This is a genomic window from Sphingobacterium sp. BIGb0165 (assembly GCF_024810095.1).
GTDB lineage: Bacteria > Bacteroidota > Bacteroidia > Sphingobacteriales > Sphingobacteriaceae > Sphingobacterium > Sphingobacterium detergens.
The window spans coordinates 260874-279304 of the sequence record NZ_JANUEB010000010.1 but is presented as its reverse complement, the minus strand read 5'-3'; the positions used below and the strand labels follow the sequence as shown (position 1 = coordinate 279304).

Genomic DNA, 18431 nt, shown 5'->3' with positions numbered 1-18431 from the left:
AAAAATAGTTTCTCAATAATCAAAAGATCGGTCTTAGACTAGATCTTCCAGCATTCGTTTTAAAACAACCTGAGCTGCCCAGACACGATTACTTGCCTCTTTAATAACCAACGAGTTCGGTCCATCCAAGATTTCAGATGACAACTCCAGATCCCGTCTTACAGGCAAACAATGCATGACCTTCGCATCATTTGTCAAAGACAGTTTTTCATTATCCATCATCCAATCCTCATCTACCGTATATACCTCGCCATATTCCTGATAAGATGACCAGTTTTTCACATAAACAAAATCAGCGTCTTTCAGACTTTCATTTAAATTCGTTGAAATCGTAGCTCCCTTCGTAAAATCCTTGCTCAGTTCATAGCCCATAGGTTGTGTAATCGTAAACTCTACAAGCCCTTCTTCTTGCGCCTTACACATCCACTCTGCAAAGGAATTCGGCACGGCTTGCGGCAAAGCTTTCACATGCGGAGCCCAAGCCAATACAACCTTTGGTTTCGCCGTCTTCTTATGCTCAGTAATAGTAATGATATCCGTCAAACTCTGTAATGGATGACGTGTGGCACTTTCCAAAGAGACAACAGGGACACCACAATATTTAATAAATTTATTGAATAAATCCTCGCTGTAGTCCTCCTCTCGGTCCTTTAGCTTCGGAAAAGATCGCAATCCGAGTATATCGCAATATTCGCCCATGACCGCTGCTGCTTCGCGGATATGCTCAACAGTACTGCCGTTCATCACGACACCATCCTGTGTTTCTAATGCCCAACCATCCTTGTCCATGTTCATGACCATCACATTCATTCCCAAGTTCATTGCCGCTTTTTGGGTACTCAGACGAGTACGCAAGCTGGGGTTCAAAAACACAAGACCCAAGGTCTTATGTTTACCAAGATCTTGATTATCATAAGGTGCCGCTTTTAGTGCTAACGCCTCCTGGACAACGTCTGCTACACTGGATACGTCTTTTACAGAGAAAAACTTTTTCATCTATATAAATCATTTATGGGGGTATTTTCTATGACACAACACGTTGTGCTACCCACTTTGTTCATTTATGCTGATGGAACAATTCGGATTGATCTTCCCTGATATCAGGAGGCCAATCTAGATTATTTCATCTATTATCTTTAAGCGACTACAACCGCCTTTATATGTTCTTTTAATGCCAATAAAAATTGATCAGCATGCTCTTTGGTAATATTCAATGCTGGAAGCAATCGAATAACATTCGGTTTAGCCTCTCCCGTAAAAATACGATTCTTTAATAAAAGATCTTTCTTTACATGTGCCAAAGATGCTGGAAGTTCAATTCCGATCATTAATCCTCTACCCCTCACTTCTACAATCTCTTCAATTTTCTTTAGTTCGTCAATGAGATACTGTCCTACAGCATTCGCATTCTCCATCAAACGATCTTGTTGGATGACCTCTAAAACAGCCAAAGCTGCAGCACATGCCAGATGGTTGCCACCAAAGGTTGTCCCCAAACTACCATGCGAAGCTTTAAACTTAGGAGAGATACTTATTGCACCGATAGGAAAACCATTTCCCATTCCCTTCGCCATCGTGTAAATATCCGCATCTACTCCAGAATAATCCTGTGCGTAGAAGGAGCCTGTCCGACCATAGCCACATTGTACCTCATCAGCAATAAATACTGCATTATATTGGTCACAAAGTGAGCGGATCAATTGAAGAAAGGTAACGGATGCTTCCCTAATTCCACCGACACCTTGAATACTTTCGATAATAACAGAAGAAATCTCATCACCATAAGCTGAAAATGCCTCTTTTAGTGCATCCTCATCATTGAAAGGAAGAAAAACAACGTTCTCTGTTTCGTTAATAGGAGCAACAATACTAGGATTGTCCGTAGCAGCTACAGCCAACGACGTTCGACCGTGGAAAGATTTAGAGAATGCAATCACCTTTTTTCTTTTATTGTAAAAGGAAGCAAGCTTCAATGCATTTTCATTCGCTTCAGCGCCAGAATTACAGAGGAATAAGTCATAATCAACCTTACCAGATACCTCGCCAAGCAATCGCGCAAGTTCACGCTGAATTGGAATCTCAACAGAATTAGAATAGAATCCGATACGATTCAACTGTTCTGTAATACGTTGCACATAGCGTGGATGCGTGTGTCCGATCGATATCACGGCATGGCCACCATACAAGTCCAAATAAGCATTTCCTTCGGCATCCCACACCGTAGATCCATTAGCTTTAACTATGTTAATGGGATTAATGGGATAAACATCAAATGGTTTCATCTTAATGAATTATAGATTGATAAACGAAATAGCTTGTATTAGAAAAAGCTATCAGATTTTAGCATTACAAATATATCAGTTATAACGGTAGGAATGGTCATAAAATAAAAAAAGTCCCCTTAATAAAGAGGACTTTTTCTATGATAACGGGAACAATATTATTCTCCGTCAACTTTTTCTTCACCTTCTACTTCAGCTTTTACTTCCGCAGGAGCGTCAGTTTCAGCAGGAGCAGCAGCTTTTTTAGCACCACCACGACGACGAGTAGCTTTTTTATCAGCTGCAGCAGCTTTTTTACCGTAGATTTCGTTGTAATCAACTAGCTCGATGAAAGCCATTTCTGCGTTATCACCTAAACGGTTTTCCATTTTGATAATACGAGTGTAACCACCTGGACGGTTAGCTACTTTTTCAGAAATTTCGCGGAACAAGATAGAAACTGCGTCTTTATCTTTCAAATAAGCGAATACTGTACGACGAGAGTGTGTTGTGTCGTTTTTAGATTTAGTAATCAAAGGCTCAACGTATGTACGCAATGCTTTAGCTTTAGCCAAAGTCGTAGTGATACGTTTGTGTAGGATTAATGATGTCGCCATGTTAGCCAACATTGCTTTTCTATGGCTATCCGTACGGCCTAAGTGATTTACTTTTTTTCCGTGTCTCATTTTGATTTTATTATACTATATGTACCGTTCTTGTTTTACCTAAATTGCTAAACTTTTCAAAGGCAATATGCCCATCTTCTTCATCAATCGACTTCAAGAGGAATTACATATAGTGGTCGCTTAATAAACTATTATTCTTCGTCTAATTTATATTTTGCTAAGTTCATTCCGAATGATAAACCTTTAGATTTAACCAATTCTTGGATTTCGCTTAACGATTTTTTACCGAAGTTTCTGAATTTCAACATGTCAGCTACGTCGTAAGTTACCAACTCAGCTAATGTGCGAATATCAGCAGCTTTCAAACAATTCAATGCACGCACTGAAAGGTCAAGGTCAACTAATTCAGTTTTCAAAATCTTACGCATATGCAAGATTTCTTCATCGACTACTTTAGTTTCTTCTTTCGTTTGAGACTCAAGAAGCATATTCTCATCAGAGAATAAGATAAAGTGTTGAATTAAGATTTTAGCAGCCTCTTTTAAAGCTTCTTCGGGGTGAATTGAGCCATCAGTAGAGATATCTAACAACAATTTCTCGTAGTCAGTTTTTTGCTCTACACGGTAATTCTCAATGGTATATTTAACATTCTTGATCGGAGTAAAGATCGAATCGATAGCGATAACACCTACTGGAGCATCAGTCACTTTATTCTCATCTGCATTTACATATCCACGACCTTTAGCAATACTCAATTCCAATTCAATTGTCACTGCGTTATCCATGTTACAGATTACTAAGTCTGGATTTAAGACAGTAAAGTTATTAGAGAATTTTGTGATATCACCAGCTAAGAATTGTTCTTGACCATTGATTACTACAAATACCTTTTCGTTGTCGCCAATCTCACCTGTTTTTTTGAAACGGATTTGTTTCAAGTTCAAGATAATTTCAGTTACGTCTTCAACAACACCTTTGATCGTTGAAAATTCGTGCGAAACGCCAGAAAACCTTATCGACGTAATTGCATATCCTTCTAACGAGGACAATAGAATACGGCGCAAAGCATTACCAATGGTTACACCAAAACCAGGCTCCAATGGACGAAATTCAAACGTACCATCAAAATCCGTAGATTTTTGCATGATAACTTTATCCGGTCTTTGAAATGCTAAAATTGCCATTTATTTTCTTTTAATGTTTTATTTGTAATAATAATTGTAATACAATAGAAAGATGCATACCCCAAAAATGGACTATGCATACTTCTATTTTATTTATTATTTAGAGTATAACTCAACGATTAAGTTCTCTTTGATGTTTTCAGGAATATCAGATCTTTCTGGATAGCTTAAGAAAGTACCTGTCAATTCTTTCGCATTCCACTCTAACCAAGAAAATTTATTTACAGTACGACCTGCAACTGAATTTGAGATGGCTTCAAGAGTTTGAGAACGTTCACGAACTGCTACGACGTCACCTGGACGCAAGCTATATGATGGAATGTTAACAACACTTCCGTTAACAGTAATGTGTTTGTGAGATACCAACTGACGAGCAGCGGCACGAGAAGTAGCAATACCTAAACGGTAAACTACGTTGTCCAAGCGAGCTTCTAGTAATTTCAAGAAGATCTCACCTGTAATACCTTGTTTAGAGGCAGCTTTAACAAATAAGTTTGCGAACTGACGCTCCAATACACCGTAAGTGTATTTTGCTTTTTGTTTTTCTAACAACTGAATAGCGTATTCAGATTGTTTACCTCTGCGTTTAGAAGCTCCATGTTGTCCAGGAGGGTAATTTTTCTTTTCTAACGCTTTATCTGGGCCGAAGATCGGCTCTCTAAATTTACGGGCAATTTTGGACTTAGGTCCTGTATATCTAGCCATTTTTTTTTACAATTAAAGTATCTATCAGCCTATAGCCAATGAATCTTATCTTTAAATTAATTAAACTCTTCTGCGTTTTGGAGGACGACAACCGTTGTGAGGAAGTGGAGTGATATCTTTGATAGTAGTCACATCGATTCCTACAGTTTGTAATGTTCTGATTGCAGATTCACGACCTGCACCAGGTCCTTTAACAAACACTTCAACTTTGCGTAAACCCAAATCATGAGCAACTTTTCCACAATCTTGTGCAGCCTGACCAGCAGCATATGGAGTGTTCTTTTTAGAACCACGGAAACCCATTTTACCAGCACTAGACCAAGAAATAGTTTGTCCTTGATTGTTAGTCAAAGTTACAATGATATTGTTAAACGTTGCGTTAATGTGAGCCTGACCTACAGGTTCAATAACAACGATACGCTTTTTTGCAGCTTTTTTAGTTTTAGCCATTTCTTATTTATTATTTAGTAGCTTTTTTCTTGTTTGCAACTGTCTTACGTTTACCTTTACGAGTACGTGAGTTGTTTTTAGTACGTTGACCACGAACTGGTAAGTGTTTACGGTGACGCAATCCACGGTAACAACCGATATCCATTAAACGTTTGATGTTTAATTGAATTTCTGAACGCAATGAACCTTCAACTTTCAATTCGTCGTTGATGATGCTACGAATTGCTGCCAATTGGTCATCATTCCACTCCTGTACCTTCACATCTTCGCTGATACCAGCTTTTTCCAAGATATATTCAGCTCTTGTACGACCGATACCAAAAATATAGGTAAGGCCGATCACACCTCTTTTGTTTTTAGGTAAATCAATACCTGCTATCCTTGCCATATAATATTAAGCTATTATTTTTTTAATGAATTAACCCTGACGTTGTTTAAACTTAGGGTTCTTTTTGTTGATTACAAAAACTTTACCTTTACGACGGATGATCTTACAGTCCGCGCTACGTTTTTTTATTGATGCTCTTACTTTCATGATATTTATTTTTTCAAAAGCTTGTGCTAATTAAAAGGCTTACTACTATTTATAGCGGTAAGTGATCCTTCCCTTAGTCAAATCATACGGAGACATTTCCAATTTAACTTTATCCCCAGGTAAAATCTTGATATAGTGCATACGCATTTTACCAGAAATATGGGCAATGATTTCATGTCCATTTTCCAATTCTACCCTAAACATAGCATTAGAAAGTGCCTCTCTAATTATACCGTCTTGTTCTATTGAGGCTTGTTTAGCCATATATTCTCGATTAAATTTAATTTAAAAGCCTGCGAACAGGAGTGCAAAGATAAATAAAAATAATTGAAAACCAACTACTTTTTGTTCAAAACTTTCTCTACATGTTCGAATGTCAGCAACACATCTGGTTCACCTTTTCGGATTGCAACCATCTGTTCGAAGTGCGCCGATAACTTCCCATCTACTGTACTTACAGTCCAACCATCATCCCAAAAACGAACACCTGCGCGCCCCGCATTAATCATCGGCTCGATACAAATAACCAAACCTTCTTCTAATTTTGGACCCGCGCCACGTTTTCCGTAATTCGGAACTTCTGGCTTTTCATGTAAATGATACCCAACTCCGTGTCCGACCAGTTCGCGTACAATTCCGAAACCGAACTTGCTCACGTACTCTTGAACTGCAGAGGAAATATCCCCAACACGTTTACCGGCCACAGCCTGTTCAACACCTTTGTACAATGATTCCTTTGTGACATCCAGCAACAATTGCGCTTCCTCAGAAATCTCACCAACACCAAAAGTGTAGGCTGAATCACTGATAAAACCGTTCAAATTGACACCTCCATCGACCGAAACAAGATCACCATCTTTAATTTCATAATCGCTAGGAAAACCGTGTACAATCTGATCGTTGACAGAGATACACAAAGAGTATGGAAATCCGTGATAATTTAAGAACGCCGGCGTTCCGCCATTATCATGAATATACTCATAAGCTAATTTATCAAGAGATATAGTTTTTACCCCAGGCTTAATCACTTTTGCGATTTCACCAAGCAATTGCGAAAGCACATCTGCTGACTTCCGCAATTGCTCTATATCATCTGCTGACTTATAAAATACTTTAGACATCTAAAGAAATTAAATTGCCGAATGATCCATTCCCTCAACAGACGCGGCCGAACGACCTTTAATACGACCTGTTTTCATCAATCCATCATAATGACGCATCAATAAATGAGATTCGATCTGTTGCAAAGTATCCAACACCACACCTACTAAAATCAATAATGACGTACCTCCGTAGAAGTGTGCAAATTGATTATTAATACCAAACAAACTTGCAATAGCAGGTAGAATAGCAATGATCGCTAGGAAAATTGCACCTGGGAATGTAATATTTGATATTACGCGGTCTATAAAATTACTAGTTTCCAATCCCGGTTTAATACCTGGGACAAAACCTCCGTTTTTCTTCATGTCATCTGACATTTGTTGCGGGTTAACCATAATTGCTGTATAGAAGAACGTAAATGCGATAATTAACACCGCAAAAGTCACGTTGTACGCTACGGAAGTATAGTTACTCAACGAAGTCAAAAATTCCGACTGAAGATTTGGGAAGAACTGTCCTAAACTCATCGGCACAAACATAATTGCCTGTGCAAAAATGATCGGCATTACACCTGCAGCATTTACCTTTAACGGTATATACTGACGTACTCCACCGACTTGCTTGTTTCCGACAATTTTCTTCGCGTATTGTACAGGGATCTTACGAACCCCTTGTACGATCAAGATCGTAAAGATCACAACGAAAAATAAAGCCACAAATTCAAGCAACAATGGAATTGGACCACCACCACCTTTCGCCATTCTAGAAACCCATTCCGCAGTGATACCACTTGGCAATTGAGCGATAATACCAGTCATGATGATCAAAGAAATACCATTACCGATACCTTTATCAGTAATTTTTTCCCCTAACCACATCACAAATAAAGTACCGCCTGTCAAAACTATGGCAGTCAGAATCGTGAACAATGGGTCAGCGATTGTCTTAGCACTTGGCTCGATCTGAGTACGTACATAAGCAAAAGCCTGAAGCAAAGTAATCCCTAATGTTAAATAGCGAGTAATTTGATTCATTTTTTGACGACCACTTTCCCCTTCTTTCTGCATCTTTTGGAAGTAAGGAACCGCGATGCCCAACAATTGAACAACAATGGATGCCGAGATATATGGCATTACCCCTAACGCAAAGATAGCTGAACGAGAGAACGAGCCCCCCGCAAACATATCCAATAGGCCCAATAAACCCTCTTTTTGACCAGAAGCCAAAGCATGAGGATTTACACCTGGTAATACCACGTGACATCCAATACGGTAAATCAAAAGAAAAAGTAAGGTATTTAGAATACGCGTACGTAAATCATCGATTTTCCAAATATTGGTTAAGGTTGTGATTAGTTTCTTCATTTATTAAATTTTAACGATAGAACCGCCTGCAGCTTCGATAGCTTTTTGAGCAGAAGCAGTAAACGCGTGCGCTGTTACTTCAACTTTAGCTTTCAATTCACCGCGACCCAAGATTTTTACTTTGTCATTTTTAGACACTAATCCATGAGCTTTCAATGCATCGAAATCTACAGTTGTCAAATTGAATTTCTCGATCAACGCTTGTAAAGTATCCAAGTTGACACCATTGTACTCAACGCGGTTGATGTTTTTGAAACCAAATTTAGGTACACGACGTTGCAAAGGCATTTGACCACCTTCGAAACCGATTTTCGTAGAGTGACCTGAACGAGAACCAGCACCTTTGTGACCACGTGTAGAAGTACCACCACGACCAGAACCAGTACCACGACCGATACGTTTGCTACCTTTTACTGCACCTTTTGCAGGTTTTAAATTACTTAAGTTCATTTTTAAACTAAATTGTGCTAGCCCTTCGCTCTCACTAAACAGGTACTAGCGATTAAAAAATAATTATTATTAATAACAAGTAATGGAAAGAGCCCAAAGACCCTTTCCATATGCTAATATTAAATAGTTTCGATAGCTACTAAATGGTTTACTTTACGTACCATTCCAATGATTGATGGAGTAGCTTCAACTTCTACTGAGTGGTTGATTCTTTTCAAACCTAATGCCTCAATAGTTTTCTTTTGGCGCTCGCTTCTGTCGATAACGCTCTTTATCTGGGTGATTTTGATTTTTGCCATGATAATTAACCGTTAAATACTTTATTCAAATCGACACCGCGGTGTTGTGCTACTGTATATGCATCACGCATGTTTGCTAAAGCAGTTACAGTTGCTTTTACCACGTTGTGTGGGTTAGAAGAACCTAATGATTTAGCCAATACGTCTTTGATACCAGCAGACTCCAATACTGCACGCATTGCACCACCTGCCAAAACTCCTGTACCACCTACAGCTGGCTTAATCAAAACTGAACCACCAGAATATTTACCATATTGTGCGTGAGGAACAGTACCTTTGATTACAGGAACTTTCACTAAATTTTTCTTTGCGTCGTCGATACCTTTAGTGATAGCTTCAGTTACCTCTTTCGCTTTACCTAAACCGTAACCAACGATACCGTTTTCATCACCTACTACAACAATTGCAGAGAAGCTGAAAGTACGACCACCTTTAGTAACCTTAGCTACACGTTGGATACTTACTAAGCGATCTTTCAATTCAATTTCGCTTGATTTTACTCTTTTTATATTGCTTAATGCCATTTCTTTCTAAGATTAAAAGTCTAAACCGCCTTCGCGAGCACCTTCAGCCAAAGATTTGATACGGCCATGGTATAAGTACCCATTACGGTCAAAAACTACTTTATTAATACCTGCTGCTACTGCTTTTTCAGCAACCAATTTACCTACAGCTTTAGATTGATCAACTTTGTTACCAGATGCAACAAATTCTTTTGACAAGCTAGATGCAGCAACTAATGTTTTACCTGCATTGTCATCAATGATTTGCGCATAGATACCTTTGTTGCTTCTAAAAACCGATAAACGTGGACGTTCAGACGTTCCAGCAAGGTTTTTTCTGATTCCTTTTTTGATTCTCTCTCTACGAGATGCTTTTTGTCCTGCCATGATTATTATTTTTTAGCTGATTTACCTGCTTTTCTTCTCAACACTTCGCCTTCAAACTTGATACCTTTTCCTTTGTAAGGTTCTGGTTTACGGAAGCCACGGATTTTAGCCGCGATCTGACCGATCAATTGTTTGTCAGCACATTCTAAAGTGATTGTAGGGTTTTTACCTTTTTCAGCAGTAGTTGATACTTTAACTTCATTTGGCAATACAAAAACAATCTGGTGAGAGAAACCTAAAGTTAACTCTAATACATTACCTGTACTTGTAGCACGGTAACCTACACCGACTAACTCTTGAGTAGTTTTGTAACCTTCAGTCACACCTTGAACCATGTTGTTCAACAGGGAACGGTATAGACCGTGTAATGCTTTGTGTTTCTTTTGATCAGTTGGACGTGTCACGACGATATTGCCTTCTTCTTGAGCAATAGTGATGTCACGGTCAACTTGTTGTGTTAATTCGCCTTTAGGACCTTTTACTGAAACTAAGTTTTTGTCCGAAATAGTAACAGTTACCCCAGCAGGGATAGCGATAGGCGCTTTTCCAATTCTTGACATTTCTTTGTGTTTTTACCTAGATTAATAAACGTAACATAAAACTTCACCACCAACATTTTGAAGTCTAGCTTCTTTATCTGTCATTACACCTTTAGATGTTGACAAGATAGCAATACCTAAACCATTCAAAACACGAGGCATAGTATCAACGCTTGCATACTTTCTTAAACCAGGTTTACTCACACGTGTCAACGTACGAATAGCCGGAATTTTGCTAATTGGGTTATATTTCAATGCGATTTTGATCGTACCCTGTACGCCATTCTCATCGAATTTGTAATTAGCAATGTAACCTTTGTCAAAAAGAACTTTAGTGATTTCTTTTTTAAGGTTCGATGCAGGAATTTCAACAACCCTGTGGTTGGCCTTGATGGCATTCCTTACTCGTGTAAGGTAATCCGCAATTGGATCTGTAGTCATTATATATGAAAATTTGTGACAGCGGTTTCCCTCCCAACCATTGGTATGGGACCTTCTATCTGTTAAACAATTTTAAAATGCAAAAACCCCGGCAATCCCTAGTAGAATTGCCCGGGCAAAATTAAGTATTTTTTTTAAATTACCAAGAAGCTTTTTTCACCCCTGGGATCTTGCCATCTAAAGCCATCTCACGGAAAGTTACACGAGAGATACCGAATTGACGCATGTATCCTTTAGGACGGCCAGTCAATTTACAACGGTTGTGTAAACGTACCGGAGAAGCATTTTTAGGTAATTTATCTAATGCAACGTAATCGCCAGCAGCTTTTAATTCTGCACGTTTTGCCGCATATTTAGCTACCAATTTAGCGCGTTTTACTTCGCGTGCTTTTAATCCTTCCTTAGCCATTGTTATTAGTATTTTGATTTTTAAATGGTAAACCGAACTGTTTCAACAATTCTAAAGCCTCAACATCATTTTGAGCAGAAGTCACGAAAGTGATATCCATACCTTGGATCTTGTTGATTTTATCAATGTTGATCTCAGGGAAAATGATTTGTTCAGTGATACCTAAGTTATAGTTACCACGTCCGTCAAAACCTTTATCGTTGATACCGCGGAAGTCACGAATACGTGGAAGCGATACTGCTACCAAACGATCCAAGAATTCAAACATGTTGTTGTCACGTAAAGTAACACGTGCCCCTACAGGCATACCTTTACGTAATTTAAAGTTTGAAATATCTTTTTTCGATTTTGTAGCAACAGCTTGTTGACCTGTAATCAAAGTCAATTCAGCGATAGCGTTATCGATTAATTTCTTGTCAGCTGTTGCAGCTCCTACGCCTTGTGAAACAACGATTTTCTCAAGTTTAGGAACCTGCATAATACTTTTATACTGAAATTTTTCTTGAAGTGCTTTACGGATTTCCTCCGCATATTTCACTTTTAATCTTGGTACGTAAGTCATTATTTAATTTCCTCCCCTGATTTTTTAGCGTAACGAACTAATTTACCATCTGCATTTAACTTACGACCTACACGGGTAGTTTCACCTGTTTTAGGATCGATAACAGCTAAATTAGAGATGTGAATACCAGCTTCTTTCTCAATGATACCACCATTAGGATTAGCTGCACTTGGTTTAGTGTGTTTTTTTACGATGTTAGCGCCTTCAACGATAGCTCTATTTTTATCCACTAAAACAGTCAATACTTTTCCTTGAACACCTTTAGAGTTACCAGCGATAACTTTCACTAAATCACCTTTTTTAATTTTGATTTTGTGCGTAGTCGTTTTTGTTTTCTTGATTGCCATAATTATAAAACCTCCGGTGCTAGTGATACAATTTTCATGAACTGTTTCTCACGCAATTCTCTGGCAACAGGGCCGAAGATACGTGAGCCACGTGGCTCATCATTATTATTTAATAATACAGCGGCGTTGTCATCAAAACGGATATAAGAACCATCTTTACGACGGATTTCTTTTTTCGTTCTAACTACTACTGCTTTAGAAACGGAACCTTTTTTCACGTTTCCTGAAGGCATAGCGCTTTTCACTGTCACAACAATCTTATCTCCGATTGATGCATAACGCTTACGCGTACCGCCCAATACACGGATTACTAAAACTTCTTTAGCACCGCTATTGTCAGCTACATTAAGTCTTGATTCTTGTTGTACCATGTTATTTAGCTCTTTCTATAATTTCAACTAATCTCCAGTTTTTTGTTTTACTCAGCGGACGAGTTTCCATGATTAATACCGTATCGCCGATACCGCAGGTATTAGTTTCGTCATGAGCTTTGAATTTAGTAGTTTTTTTAACGAACTTACCGTAGATAGGGTGTTTTACTTTACGTTCAACAGTTACTACGATAGACTTGTCCATTTTGTTGCTAACTACTAAGCCGATTCTTGTTTTTCTTAAATTTCTTTCCATTTCGACTTAATTTTACGCCTCAGAGGCTGTTTCATTTTTAGCTGCAGCTTTGCGTGCACTGATCTCTGTACTAATACGGGCGATAGCTCTGCGTGCTGCTTTGATCACGTTAGGGTTCTCAATAGCTGAAACAGCATGTGCAAATTTCAATTTTGTAAGGGCCGTTTTCTCCTCGACTAGACGAGCTGCAAGGTCCTCATTAGATAATTCTAAAATTTCTGAATTTTTCATGTTTTTTCAGTTGTTATTTGGGTTATCATCCGTTTATATATAGCGTTAGGGGTAACGGCCCTAACGCTTAAATGATGACATTACCAAGATTTTTATGCTTCAACGTAGTCTCTACGAATCACAAACTTAGTTTGAACCGGAAGTTTTTGAGCTGCAAGGCGTAAAGCTTCTTTGGCAATTTCCAAAGGCACACCTTCTGCTTCAAATAACATACGGCCTGGGCGTACTACTGCTACCCAGTATTCTGGAGCACCCTTACCTTTACCCATACGTACCTCTGCAGGTTTTTTCGTAACAGGTTTGTCAGGGAAAATACGAATCCAAACTTGACCTTCACGTTTCATATAACGTGTAACCGCAATACGAGCTGCCTCGATTTGACGACTAGTGATCCATGCTTGCTCCATTGTTTTGATACCGAAAGAACCGAAAGCTAACTCCGCTCCACGAGAAGCGTTACCTTTCATGCGGCCTTTCTGCATCTTTCTGAACTTCGTTCTTTTTGGCTGTAACATGTTCGTATACTTTTTAAATCTGCCTCTTCAGCAGGTCTTTGTTGTAATCTAAATAAACTCTATTAATCTTTTTTCGGACCACGGTTATTTCCACCACGGTTGTTTCCACCACGGTTGTTTCCACCGCGACCACCTTTATTACGGTTGTCACGACGTTCGCCACCACCTTCGTGGTTGCCACGTGATTTTACACCAGATGCTTGACCAATGTTTGGAGATAAGTCACGTTTACCGTAAACCTCACCTTTACAGATCCAAACTTTGATACCGATTTTACCGTATGTAGTCAATGCTTCAGCTAAAGCGTAGTCGATATCAGCACGCAATGTGTGTAAAGGAGTTCTTCCTTCTTTGTATTGTTCAGTACGCGCCATTTCAGCACCACCTAAACGACCAGAACACATGATTTTGATACCTTCTGCACCCATACGCATTGTAGAAGCGATTGAAGTTTTCATTGCACGACGGAATGAAATACGCGCCTCTAATTGCTTAGCGACACCTTCAGCTACTAACTTAGCATCTAACTCAGGGCGTTTGATCTCGAAAATGTTGATTTGAACATCCTTTTTAGTCAGTTTTTTCAACTCTTCTTTGATCTTGTCAACTTCTTGACCACCTTTTCCGATAACGATACCTGGACGAGCAGTGTGAATTGTAACAGTGATACGTTTTAAAGTTCTTTCGATAACAACTTTAGCTACACCACCTTTTGCAATACGAACAGAAAGATATTTTCTGATTTTTTCGTCTTCAACTAATTTATCGGAATAGTTTTTACCTCCGAACCAGTTAGAATCCCAACCTTTGATGATTCCTAATCTGCTACCTATTGGATTTGCTTTTTGTCCCATTTCTCAATAAATTAGTTTTGTTCAACGTTTAATTTGCTATCAACTACCAACGTAACGTGATTTGAACGTTTACGAACTCTGTATCCGCGACCTTGAGGAGCTGGACGCAATCTTTTCAATTGACGACCTCCACCTACTGATACTTCTTTTACAATAAGTTCGCTTTCTTCCACTGATTTACCTTCGTTTTTGGCTTCCCAGTTTTTGATTGCAGATAATAATAATTTTTCTACACGAGCAGCAGCTTCTTTACTAGAGTGTTTCAAAATGTATAATGCATTTTCAACACGCTGACCACGAATTAAGTCTACCACTAAACGCATCTTACGAGGCGAAGTAGGGCAGTTCAATAATTTGGCATCCGAAGCTCCACCTTGTTGAGCTTTCTCTTGCTCTTTGCGCTGTCTAATTAAGACAGACTTTTTAAGTTTTTTTGTTGCTTCCATTACCTATTATTTTTTCTTTTCTGCGTGGCCTCTGAATGTACGCGTAGGCGCGAATTCACCAAGCTTGTGACCTACCATATTTTCTGTTACATAAACAGGGATAAATTTATTCCCGTTGTGCACTGCGAAGGTATGGCCAACAAAATCAGGTGAAATCATTGATCTACGAGACCATGTTTTGATAACTGACTTTTTGTTAGTTTCATTCATAGAAAGAACTTTTCTTTCTAAGTTGTGATCGATATAAGGACCTTTTTTAATTGAACGAGCCATTATTTTTTCCTTCTCTCAATGATGTAACGATTCGATGTTTTCTTCTTGTAACGTGTTTTGAAGCCTTTAGCTAATACACCTGTACGTGAGCGTGGGTGACCTCCCGAAGTACGGCCTTCACCACCACCCATAGGGTGATCTACTGGGTTCATTGCAACACCACGAACTCTTGGACGACGACCTAACCAACGTTTGCGACCTGCTTTACCTAACACTTGGTTAGATCTTTCATGGTTCGATACTGAACCAATTGTAGCAACACAAGTCAATAAGATCATACGTGTTTCGCTTGAAGGCAATTTGATGATGGCATATTTACCATCACGAGCAGACAATTGAGCATAAGTACCAGCCGAACGAGCAATTGAACCACCTTGACCAGGATTTAATTCAATGTTGTGGATGATAGAACCCAATGGAATGTTTGCTAATGGTAATGTATTACCAACTTCTGGGGCAACTTTATCACCTGCTACTACAGTTTGACCAACTTTTAAACCAGCTGGAGCAATGATGTAACGTTTTTCACCATCTACGTAGTGCAACAATGCAATACGAGCAGTACGGTTTGGATCGTACTCAATAGTAGCTACTTTTGCAGGGATATCTTTTTTATCGCGTTTGAAATCAATTAATCGGTATACTTTTTTATGTCCCCCACCGAGATAACGCATAGTCATTTTACCGGAGTTATTACGACCACCTGATTTCTTGTTGATTTTTACTACTAACGATTTTTCAGGAACGTTTGTAGTAACATCAGAATAATCTGCGCCTATTCTGAAACGAGTACCAGGGGTTACCGGTTTGAATCTTTTAACTGCCATCTTAAATTATATAGTACTGTAAAAGTCAATAGTTTCGCCATCTTTAATAGTAATGATAGCTTTTTTATACTTAGGAGCTCTACCAGATACGAAACCTGCTTTTGTGTAACGGCTTTTTGCTTTACCTGCTACAACTGCAGTGTTTACAGCAAGAACTGTAACACCGAACATAGCTTCAACAGCTGATTTAATCTGGATTTTGTTTGCTCTGTGATCTACTTTGAAAGCGTAACGGTTTAATTTTTCCGTTAACATAGAAGCTTTCTCAGTCAAGATAGGTTTTTTGATAATTTCCATATTACTTAGCTAATGCTTCCTCCAAAGTTTTAACAGAATCTGTCGTCAACAATAATTTTGTTGCATTTAATACATCATATGTATTTAAATCCGAAGCAACAATAACTTTTGCTTTTTTCAAGTTTCTGCTTGATAAATAAACATTTTTATCATATGCTGGCAAAACCAATAAAGTTTTTTCGTCAGCAATGTTCAACGCGTTTACTAAAGCTACATAGTTTTTTGTTTTGCAAGAATCAAATTGAACTGCATCCAAAATAACTACATTGTTATCTTGAGCTTTGTAAGATAACGCTGATTTACGTGCTACTTGTTTCAATTTTTTGTTCAATTTGAACGAGTAATCACGAGGTTGAGGACCGAATACACGACCACCACCATTAAACAATGGAGATTTGATAGAACCCGCACGAGCACCACCAGTACCTTTTTGTTTGTGTAATTTACGAGTTGAACCCGCGATTTCATTACGTTGTTTAGATTTGTGAGTTCCTTGGCGTTGGTTCGCTAAGTATTGTTTCACATCCAAATAGATCGCATGATCGTTAGGCTCTAACCCAAATACCGACTCAGGAAGTTGCACCTTGGCACCTGTTTCTTTACCTGATAAATTTAAAACTTTAACTTCCATCTCTACTATTTGTCTACGATTACATAAGAACCTTTAGCTCCTGGAATGGAACCACTAACAACGATAAGGTTTTGCTCAGCGTAAACTTTCAACACCTGTAAGTTTTGAACTTTAACTCTGTCACCACCTGTACGACCAGCCATGCGCATACCTTTAAATACGCGTGAAGGCCATGATGAAGCACCTAATGAACCTGGAGCACGTAATCTGTTGTGCTGACCGTGAGTCGCACCACCTACACCACCAAATCCATGACGTTTCATTACACCTTGGAAACCTTTACCTTTTGAAGTACCGACTACATCTACGAATTCGCCTTCCTCGAAAAGTGTAACGTCAACTACGTCACCAAGTTGTTTTGCATCTGGGAAAGTTTTAAACTCTACCAACTTACGCTTAGGCGTTGTGTTTGCTTTCGCAAAGTGCCCTTTCAAAGGAGCTGTCGTGTTTTTCTCCTTAGCTTCGTCGAAACCAAGTTGAATTGCCGAGTAGCCATCCTTTTCTTCCGTACGTATCTGCGTAACCACGCACGGCCCGGCCTGAATCACTGTACAAGGAATATTTTTCCCATCAGCGTTAAACAGGCTCGTCATTCCTACTTTTTTTCCAATAATACCTGACATGTTGTAAATTAATTAATTAAAAGTCCTTCGAAGCAGTAGGGCTTCGCTCAAGACACACTATTCCCATTAAGGGACTGCAAAGTTACAAACATTTTTATAACTGTCAAATAATTAGTGAATTATTTTTTTTATTTTCTATTTTACTCAGTTATCAGTTTTTATTTGTCCAATTACACAGCTCCTGTTCCTGATCATAACAGCCCTCACAAAAAATATAAAAAAACAATATTTCTATTTTCCTGCTGCCAGACTGCTGTCATTGATTCAGCTAATTTTGAACTGTCTTAACAACATAAGACGCTTAGTGTAGACTAAAATTTAAATACTTTAAATACGATAATCATGAAAACAGAAATCATTTCCAAGAACGAACTACTTGCACATTGGCTAGGCCACAGAAACTTAACAAGACAAGCAATCGAAAAATTTCCAGAAGAAGCACTTTTCAATTATAAAGTAGAAGGGATGCGGACATTTGCCGAAATGATTCAGGAACTTTTGGGTATTGCTGTCCCAGGGCTACAGGAAATTGTCAATAATAAAAGCGGTGAGCTTAATGAGAAGTTTAGCTATACAACCAAGGCTCAACTATTACAAGCTTGGGACGAAGCCACTCCGCAGATCAGCGCATTATTCGACAAGATACCAACAGAACGTTTCTCCGAGGAATTTAACCTGTTCGGACAATACAATTCGCCGATCATCCACAGTATATTCTATTTCATCGATAATGAGATCCACCACCGTGGTCAAGGATTTGTCTATTTACGTTTGTTGGGTATCCAACCTCCATTTTTCTGGGAGCGGGACTAATTGTTAGATGAGAGATATTAGATTTGAGATAGGAGATACTAGTATTACTAGTCGAAGACGCGCTAGATAGTATTGGAGACCTACCACATTATTATCACTGACATCATATAATCTATTTAATATAAAGA

General features: G+C 38.7%; 32 protein-coding genes. 1 reads left to right on the top strand and 31 read right to left on the bottom strand.

Annotation, left to right across the window (positions count from 1 at the left end):
• Positions 1-33: 33 nt before the first annotated feature.
• From M2408_RS22760 to rplC, 31 genes are all read right to left on the bottom strand, one after another.
• Complete coding sequence (locus tag M2408_RS22760) at positions 34-996, bottom strand: acetylornithine carbamoyltransferase (protein WP_259186905.1); 963 nt, start codon at positions 994-996, stop codon at positions 34-36.
• A 140-nt stretch (positions 997-1136) separates the two neighbouring features.
• On the bottom strand, positions 1137-2282 hold the full coding sequence (locus M2408_RS22755) for an aspartate aminotransferase family protein (protein WP_259186904.1): 1146 nt from the start codon (positions 2280-2282) through the stop codon (positions 1137-1139).
• Positions 2283-2440: 158 nt separating this feature from the next.
• Positions 2441-2947, bottom strand: a complete 507-nt coding sequence (gene rplQ / locus M2408_RS22750; protein ID WP_259186903.1) for a 50S ribosomal protein L17 — start codon at positions 2945-2947, stop codon at positions 2441-2443.
• Between the two features lie 131 nt (positions 2948-3078).
• A complete protein-coding gene (locus M2408_RS22745; protein WP_077438111.1) occupies positions 3079-4071 on the bottom strand; it encodes a DNA-directed RNA polymerase subunit alpha in 993 nt (330 codons plus the stop codon).
• A gap of 96 nt (positions 4072-4167) precedes the next feature.
• Positions 4168-4776 (bottom strand): 30S ribosomal protein S4, encoded by a 609-nt coding sequence (rpsD, locus tag M2408_RS22740; protein ID WP_120261729.1) that lies wholly within the window; start codon positions 4774-4776, stop codon positions 4168-4170.
• A gap of 60 nt (positions 4777-4836) precedes the next feature.
• Positions 4837-5226, bottom strand: coding sequence for a 30S ribosomal protein S11 (gene rpsK / locus M2408_RS22735; protein WP_046674885.1), 390 nt, complete (start codon positions 5224-5226; stop codon positions 4837-4839).
• 10 nt (positions 5227-5236) lie between these two features.
• A complete protein-coding gene (gene rpsM / locus M2408_RS22730; protein ID WP_259186902.1) occupies positions 5237-5614 on the bottom strand; it encodes a 30S ribosomal protein S13 in 378 nt (125 codons plus the stop codon).
• Positions 5615-5644: 30 nt separating this feature from the next.
• Entirely contained in the window at positions 5645-5761 is a 117-nt protein-coding gene (gene ykgO, locus M2408_RS22725; protein ID WP_013665024.1) for a type B 50S ribosomal protein L36, read from the bottom strand.
• A gap of 45 nt (positions 5762-5806) precedes the next feature.
• The gene (infA, locus tag M2408_RS22720; protein WP_002997456.1) at positions 5807-6025 is read right to left on the bottom strand and encodes a translation initiation factor IF-1; all 219 of its coding nucleotides are present in this window, start codon (positions 6023-6025) and stop codon (positions 5807-5809) included.
• Between the two features lie 74 nt (positions 6026-6099).
• On the bottom strand, positions 6100-6882 hold the full coding sequence (gene map / locus M2408_RS22715; RefSeq protein WP_104385207.1) for a type I methionyl aminopeptidase: 783 nt from the start codon (positions 6880-6882) through the stop codon (positions 6100-6102).
• Between the two features lie 9 nt (positions 6883-6891).
• Positions 6892-8229, bottom strand: coding sequence for a preprotein translocase subunit SecY (gene secY, locus M2408_RS22710; protein WP_046674882.1), 1338 nt, complete (start codon positions 8227-8229; stop codon positions 6892-6894).
• A gap of 3 nt (positions 8230-8232) precedes the next feature.
• Positions 8233-8679, bottom strand: a complete 447-nt coding sequence (gene rplO, locus M2408_RS22705; protein WP_104385208.1) for a 50S ribosomal protein L15 — start codon at positions 8677-8679, stop codon at positions 8233-8235.
• 119 nt (positions 8680-8798) lie between these two features.
• Positions 8799-8978, bottom strand: a complete 180-nt coding sequence (gene rpmD, locus M2408_RS22700) for a 50S ribosomal protein L30 (RefSeq protein ID WP_046674880.1) — start codon at positions 8976-8978, stop codon at positions 8799-8801.
• Between the two features lie 5 nt (positions 8979-8983).
• A complete protein-coding gene (rpsE, locus tag M2408_RS22695; RefSeq protein WP_104385209.1) occupies positions 8984-9502 on the bottom strand; it encodes a 30S ribosomal protein S5 in 519 nt (172 codons plus the stop codon).
• 12 nt (positions 9503-9514) lie between these two features.
• Positions 9515-9877 (bottom strand): 50S ribosomal protein L18, encoded by a 363-nt coding sequence (gene rplR / locus M2408_RS22690; protein ID WP_172392455.1) that lies wholly within the window; start codon positions 9875-9877, stop codon positions 9515-9517.
• Entirely contained in the window at positions 9874-10428 is a 555-nt protein-coding gene (gene rplF / locus M2408_RS22685; protein WP_120261733.1) for a 50S ribosomal protein L6, read from the bottom strand. The genes rplR and rplF overlap by 4 nt, the downstream gene beginning before the upstream one ends.
• Before the next feature lie 21 nt (positions 10429-10449).
• Positions 10450-10851: a 30S ribosomal protein S8 gene (rpsH, locus tag M2408_RS22680; protein ID WP_223584601.1), complete on the bottom strand. Its 402-nt coding sequence runs from the start codon at positions 10849-10851 to the stop codon at positions 10450-10452.
• Between the two features lie 136 nt (positions 10852-10987).
• Positions 10988-11257, bottom strand: coding sequence for a 30S ribosomal protein S14 (gene rpsN / locus M2408_RS22675; RefSeq protein WP_028071569.1), 270 nt, complete (start codon positions 11255-11257; stop codon positions 10988-10990).
• The gene (gene rplE / locus M2408_RS22670; protein WP_046674875.1) at positions 11250-11819 is read right to left on the bottom strand and encodes a 50S ribosomal protein L5; all 570 of its coding nucleotides are present in this window, start codon (positions 11817-11819) and stop codon (positions 11250-11252) included. The genes rpsN and rplE overlap by 8 nt, the downstream gene beginning before the upstream one ends.
• Positions 11819-12166 (bottom strand): 50S ribosomal protein L24, encoded by a 348-nt coding sequence (rplX, locus tag M2408_RS22665; RefSeq protein ID WP_104385211.1) that lies wholly within the window; start codon positions 12164-12166, stop codon positions 11819-11821. The genes rplE and rplX overlap by 1 nt, the downstream gene beginning before the upstream one ends.
• A 2-nt stretch (positions 12167-12168) precedes the next feature.
• Complete coding sequence (gene rplN / locus M2408_RS22660; RefSeq protein ID WP_223584515.1) at positions 12169-12537, bottom strand: 50S ribosomal protein L14; 369 nt, start codon at positions 12535-12537, stop codon at positions 12169-12171.
• A gap of 1 nt (position 12538) precedes the next feature.
• Positions 12539-12793, bottom strand: coding sequence for a 30S ribosomal protein S17 (gene rpsQ / locus M2408_RS22655; protein ID WP_153844936.1), 255 nt, complete (start codon positions 12791-12793; stop codon positions 12539-12541).
• Between the two features lie 12 nt (positions 12794-12805).
• The gene (gene rpmC / locus M2408_RS22650) at positions 12806-13024 is read right to left on the bottom strand and encodes a 50S ribosomal protein L29 (RefSeq protein WP_108636200.1); all 219 of its coding nucleotides are present in this window, start codon (positions 13022-13024) and stop codon (positions 12806-12808) included.
• A gap of 92 nt (positions 13025-13116) precedes the next feature.
• Positions 13117-13539 carry a 50S ribosomal protein L16 gene (gene rplP, locus M2408_RS22645; protein WP_046674870.1) on the bottom strand — a complete coding sequence of 141 codons (423 nt, stop codon included), beginning with the start codon at positions 13537-13539 and terminating at the stop codon, positions 13117-13119.
• A 62-nt stretch (positions 13540-13601) separates the two neighbouring features.
• Positions 13602-14393 (bottom strand): 30S ribosomal protein S3, encoded by a 792-nt coding sequence (gene rpsC / locus M2408_RS22640; protein WP_077438120.1) that lies wholly within the window; start codon positions 14391-14393, stop codon positions 13602-13604.
• Positions 14394-14404: 11 nt separating this feature from the next.
• On the bottom strand, positions 14405-14839 hold the full coding sequence (gene rplV / locus M2408_RS22635; RefSeq protein ID WP_077438121.1) for a 50S ribosomal protein L22: 435 nt from the start codon (positions 14837-14839) through the stop codon (positions 14405-14407).
• Positions 14840-14845: 6 nt separating this feature from the next.
• Positions 14846-15112: a 30S ribosomal protein S19 gene (gene rpsS, locus M2408_RS22630; protein ID WP_002997495.1), complete on the bottom strand. Its 267-nt coding sequence runs from the start codon at positions 15110-15112 to the stop codon at positions 14846-14848.
• A complete protein-coding gene (rplB, locus tag M2408_RS22625) occupies positions 15112-15939 on the bottom strand; it encodes a 50S ribosomal protein L2 (protein ID WP_120261736.1) in 828 nt (275 codons plus the stop codon). Before rplB ends, rpsS begins: the two co-directional genes overlap by 1 nt.
• Before the next feature lie 6 nt (positions 15940-15945).
• Positions 15946-16236: a 50S ribosomal protein L23 gene (gene rplW, locus M2408_RS22620; protein ID WP_223584514.1), complete on the bottom strand. Its 291-nt coding sequence runs from the start codon at positions 16234-16236 to the stop codon at positions 15946-15948.
• Position 16237: 1 nt separating this feature from the next.
• Positions 16238-16867, bottom strand: a complete 630-nt coding sequence (gene rplD / locus M2408_RS22615; RefSeq protein ID WP_120261738.1) for a 50S ribosomal protein L4 — start codon at positions 16865-16867, stop codon at positions 16238-16240.
• 5 nt (positions 16868-16872) lie between these two features.
• On the bottom strand, positions 16873-17490 hold the full coding sequence (gene rplC / locus M2408_RS22610; RefSeq protein ID WP_104385215.1) for a 50S ribosomal protein L3: 618 nt from the start codon (positions 17488-17490) through the stop codon (positions 16873-16875).
• Positions 17491-17832: 342 nt separating this feature from the next.
• Here rplC and M2408_RS22605 point away from each other — a divergent pair, with 342 nt between their 5' ends.
• Positions 17833-18303 (top strand): DinB family protein, encoded by a 471-nt coding sequence (locus tag M2408_RS22605; protein ID WP_120261739.1) that lies wholly within the window; start codon positions 17833-17835, stop codon positions 18301-18303.
• The last annotated feature ends 128 nt before the right edge of the window (positions 18304-18431 follow it).

Excerpts from the sequence above, each read along its gene's own strand:
- rpsE (WP_104385209.1), bottom strand. The coding sequence starts at position 9,502 with ATGGCATTAAGCAATATAAAAAGAGTAAAATCAAGCGAAATTGAATTG.
- rpsC (WP_077438120.1), bottom strand. The coding sequence starts at position 14,393 with ATGGGACAAAAAGCAAATCCAATAGGTAGCAGATTAGGAATCATCAAA.
- M2408_RS22760 (WP_259186905.1), bottom strand. The coding sequence starts at position 996 with ATGAAAAAGTTTTTCTCTGTAAAAGACGTATCCAGTGTAGCAGACGTT.
- rplB (WP_120261736.1), bottom strand. The coding sequence starts at position 15,939 with ATGGCAGTTAAAAGATTCAAACCGGTAACCCCTGGTACTCGTTTCAGA.
- rpsD (WP_120261729.1), bottom strand. The coding sequence starts at position 4,776 with ATGGCTAGATATACAGGACCTAAGTCCAAAATTGCCCGTAAATTTAGA.
- infA (WP_002997456.1), bottom strand. The coding sequence starts at position 6,025 with ATGGCTAAACAAGCCTCAATAGAACAAGACGGTATAATTAGAGAGGCA.
- rpsN (WP_028071569.1), bottom strand. The coding sequence starts at position 11,257 with ATGGCTAAGGAAGGATTAAAAGCACGCGAAGTAAAACGCGCTAAATTG.
- rpsQ (WP_153844936.1), bottom strand. The coding sequence starts at position 12,793 with ATGGAAAGAAATTTAAGAAAAACAAGAATCGGCTTAGTAGTTAGCAAC.
- rpmD (WP_046674880.1), bottom strand. The coding sequence starts at position 8,978 with ATGGCAAAAATCAAAATCACCCAGATAAAGAGCGTTATCGACAGAAGC.
- ykgO (WP_013665024.1), bottom strand. The coding sequence starts at position 5,761 with ATGAAAGTAAGAGCATCAATAAAAAAACGTAGCGCGGACTGTAAGATC.
- rplC (WP_104385215.1), bottom strand. The coding sequence starts at position 17,490 with ATGTCAGGTATTATTGGAAAAAAAGTAGGAATGACGAGCCTGTTTAAC.
- rplF (WP_120261733.1), bottom strand. The coding sequence starts at position 10,428 with ATGTCAAGAATTGGAAAAGCGCCTATCGCTATCCCTGCTGGGGTAACT.
- map (WP_104385207.1), bottom strand. The coding sequence starts at position 6,882 with ATGTCTAAAGTATTTTATAAGTCAGCAGATGATATAGAGCAATTGCGG.
- secY (WP_046674882.1), bottom strand. The coding sequence starts at position 8,229 with ATGAAGAAACTAATCACAACCTTAACCAATATTTGGAAAATCGATGAT.
- rpsK (WP_046674885.1), bottom strand. The coding sequence starts at position 5,226 with ATGGCTAAAACTAAAAAAGCTGCAAAAAAGCGTATCGTTGTTATTGAA.
- rplV (WP_077438121.1), bottom strand. The coding sequence starts at position 14,839 with ATGGAAGCAACAAAAAAACTTAAAAAGTCTGTCTTAATTAGACAGCGC.
- rpmC (WP_108636200.1), bottom strand. The coding sequence starts at position 13,024 with ATGAAAAATTCAGAAATTTTAGAATTATCTAATGAGGACCTTGCAGCT.
- rpsM (WP_259186902.1), bottom strand. The coding sequence starts at position 5,614 with ATGGCAAGGATAGCAGGTATTGATTTACCTAAAAACAAAAGAGGTGTG.
- rplN (WP_223584515.1), bottom strand. The coding sequence starts at position 12,537 with ATGGTACAACAAGAATCAAGACTTAATGTAGCTGACAATAGCGGTGCT.
- rplD (WP_120261738.1), bottom strand. The coding sequence starts at position 16,867 with ATGGAAGTTAAAGTTTTAAATTTATCAGGTAAAGAAACAGGTGCCAAG.
- rplP (WP_046674870.1), bottom strand. The coding sequence starts at position 13,539 with ATGTTACAGCCAAAAAGAACGAAGTTCAGAAAGATGCAGAAAGGCCGC.
- rplX (WP_104385211.1), bottom strand. The coding sequence starts at position 12,166 with ATGGCAATCAAGAAAACAAAAACGACTACGCACAAAATCAAAATTAAA.
- M2408_RS22605 (WP_120261739.1), top strand. The coding sequence starts at position 17,833 with ATGAAAACAGAAATCATTTCCAAGAACGAACTACTTGCACATTGGCTA.
- rplQ (WP_259186903.1), bottom strand. The coding sequence starts at position 2,947 with ATGAGACACGGAAAAAAAGTAAATCACTTAGGCCGTACGGATAGCCAT.
- rplO (WP_104385208.1), bottom strand. The coding sequence starts at position 8,679 with ATGAACTTAAGTAATTTAAAACCTGCAAAAGGTGCAGTAAAAGGTAGC.
- rplW (WP_223584514.1), bottom strand. The coding sequence starts at position 16,236 with ATGGAAATTATCAAAAAACCTATCTTGACTGAGAAAGCTTCTATGTTA.
- M2408_RS22755 (WP_259186904.1), bottom strand. The coding sequence starts at position 2,282 with ATGAAACCATTTGATGTTTATCCCATTAATCCCATTAACATAGTTAAA.
- rplE (WP_046674875.1), bottom strand. The coding sequence starts at position 11,819 with ATGACTTACGTACCAAGATTAAAAGTGAAATATGCGGAGGAAATCCGT.
- M2408_RS22745 (WP_077438111.1), bottom strand. The coding sequence starts at position 4,071 with ATGGCAATTTTAGCATTTCAAAGACCGGATAAAGTTATCATGCAAAAA.
- rpsS (WP_002997495.1), bottom strand. The coding sequence starts at position 15,112 with ATGGCTCGTTCAATTAAAAAAGGTCCTTATATCGATCACAACTTAGAA.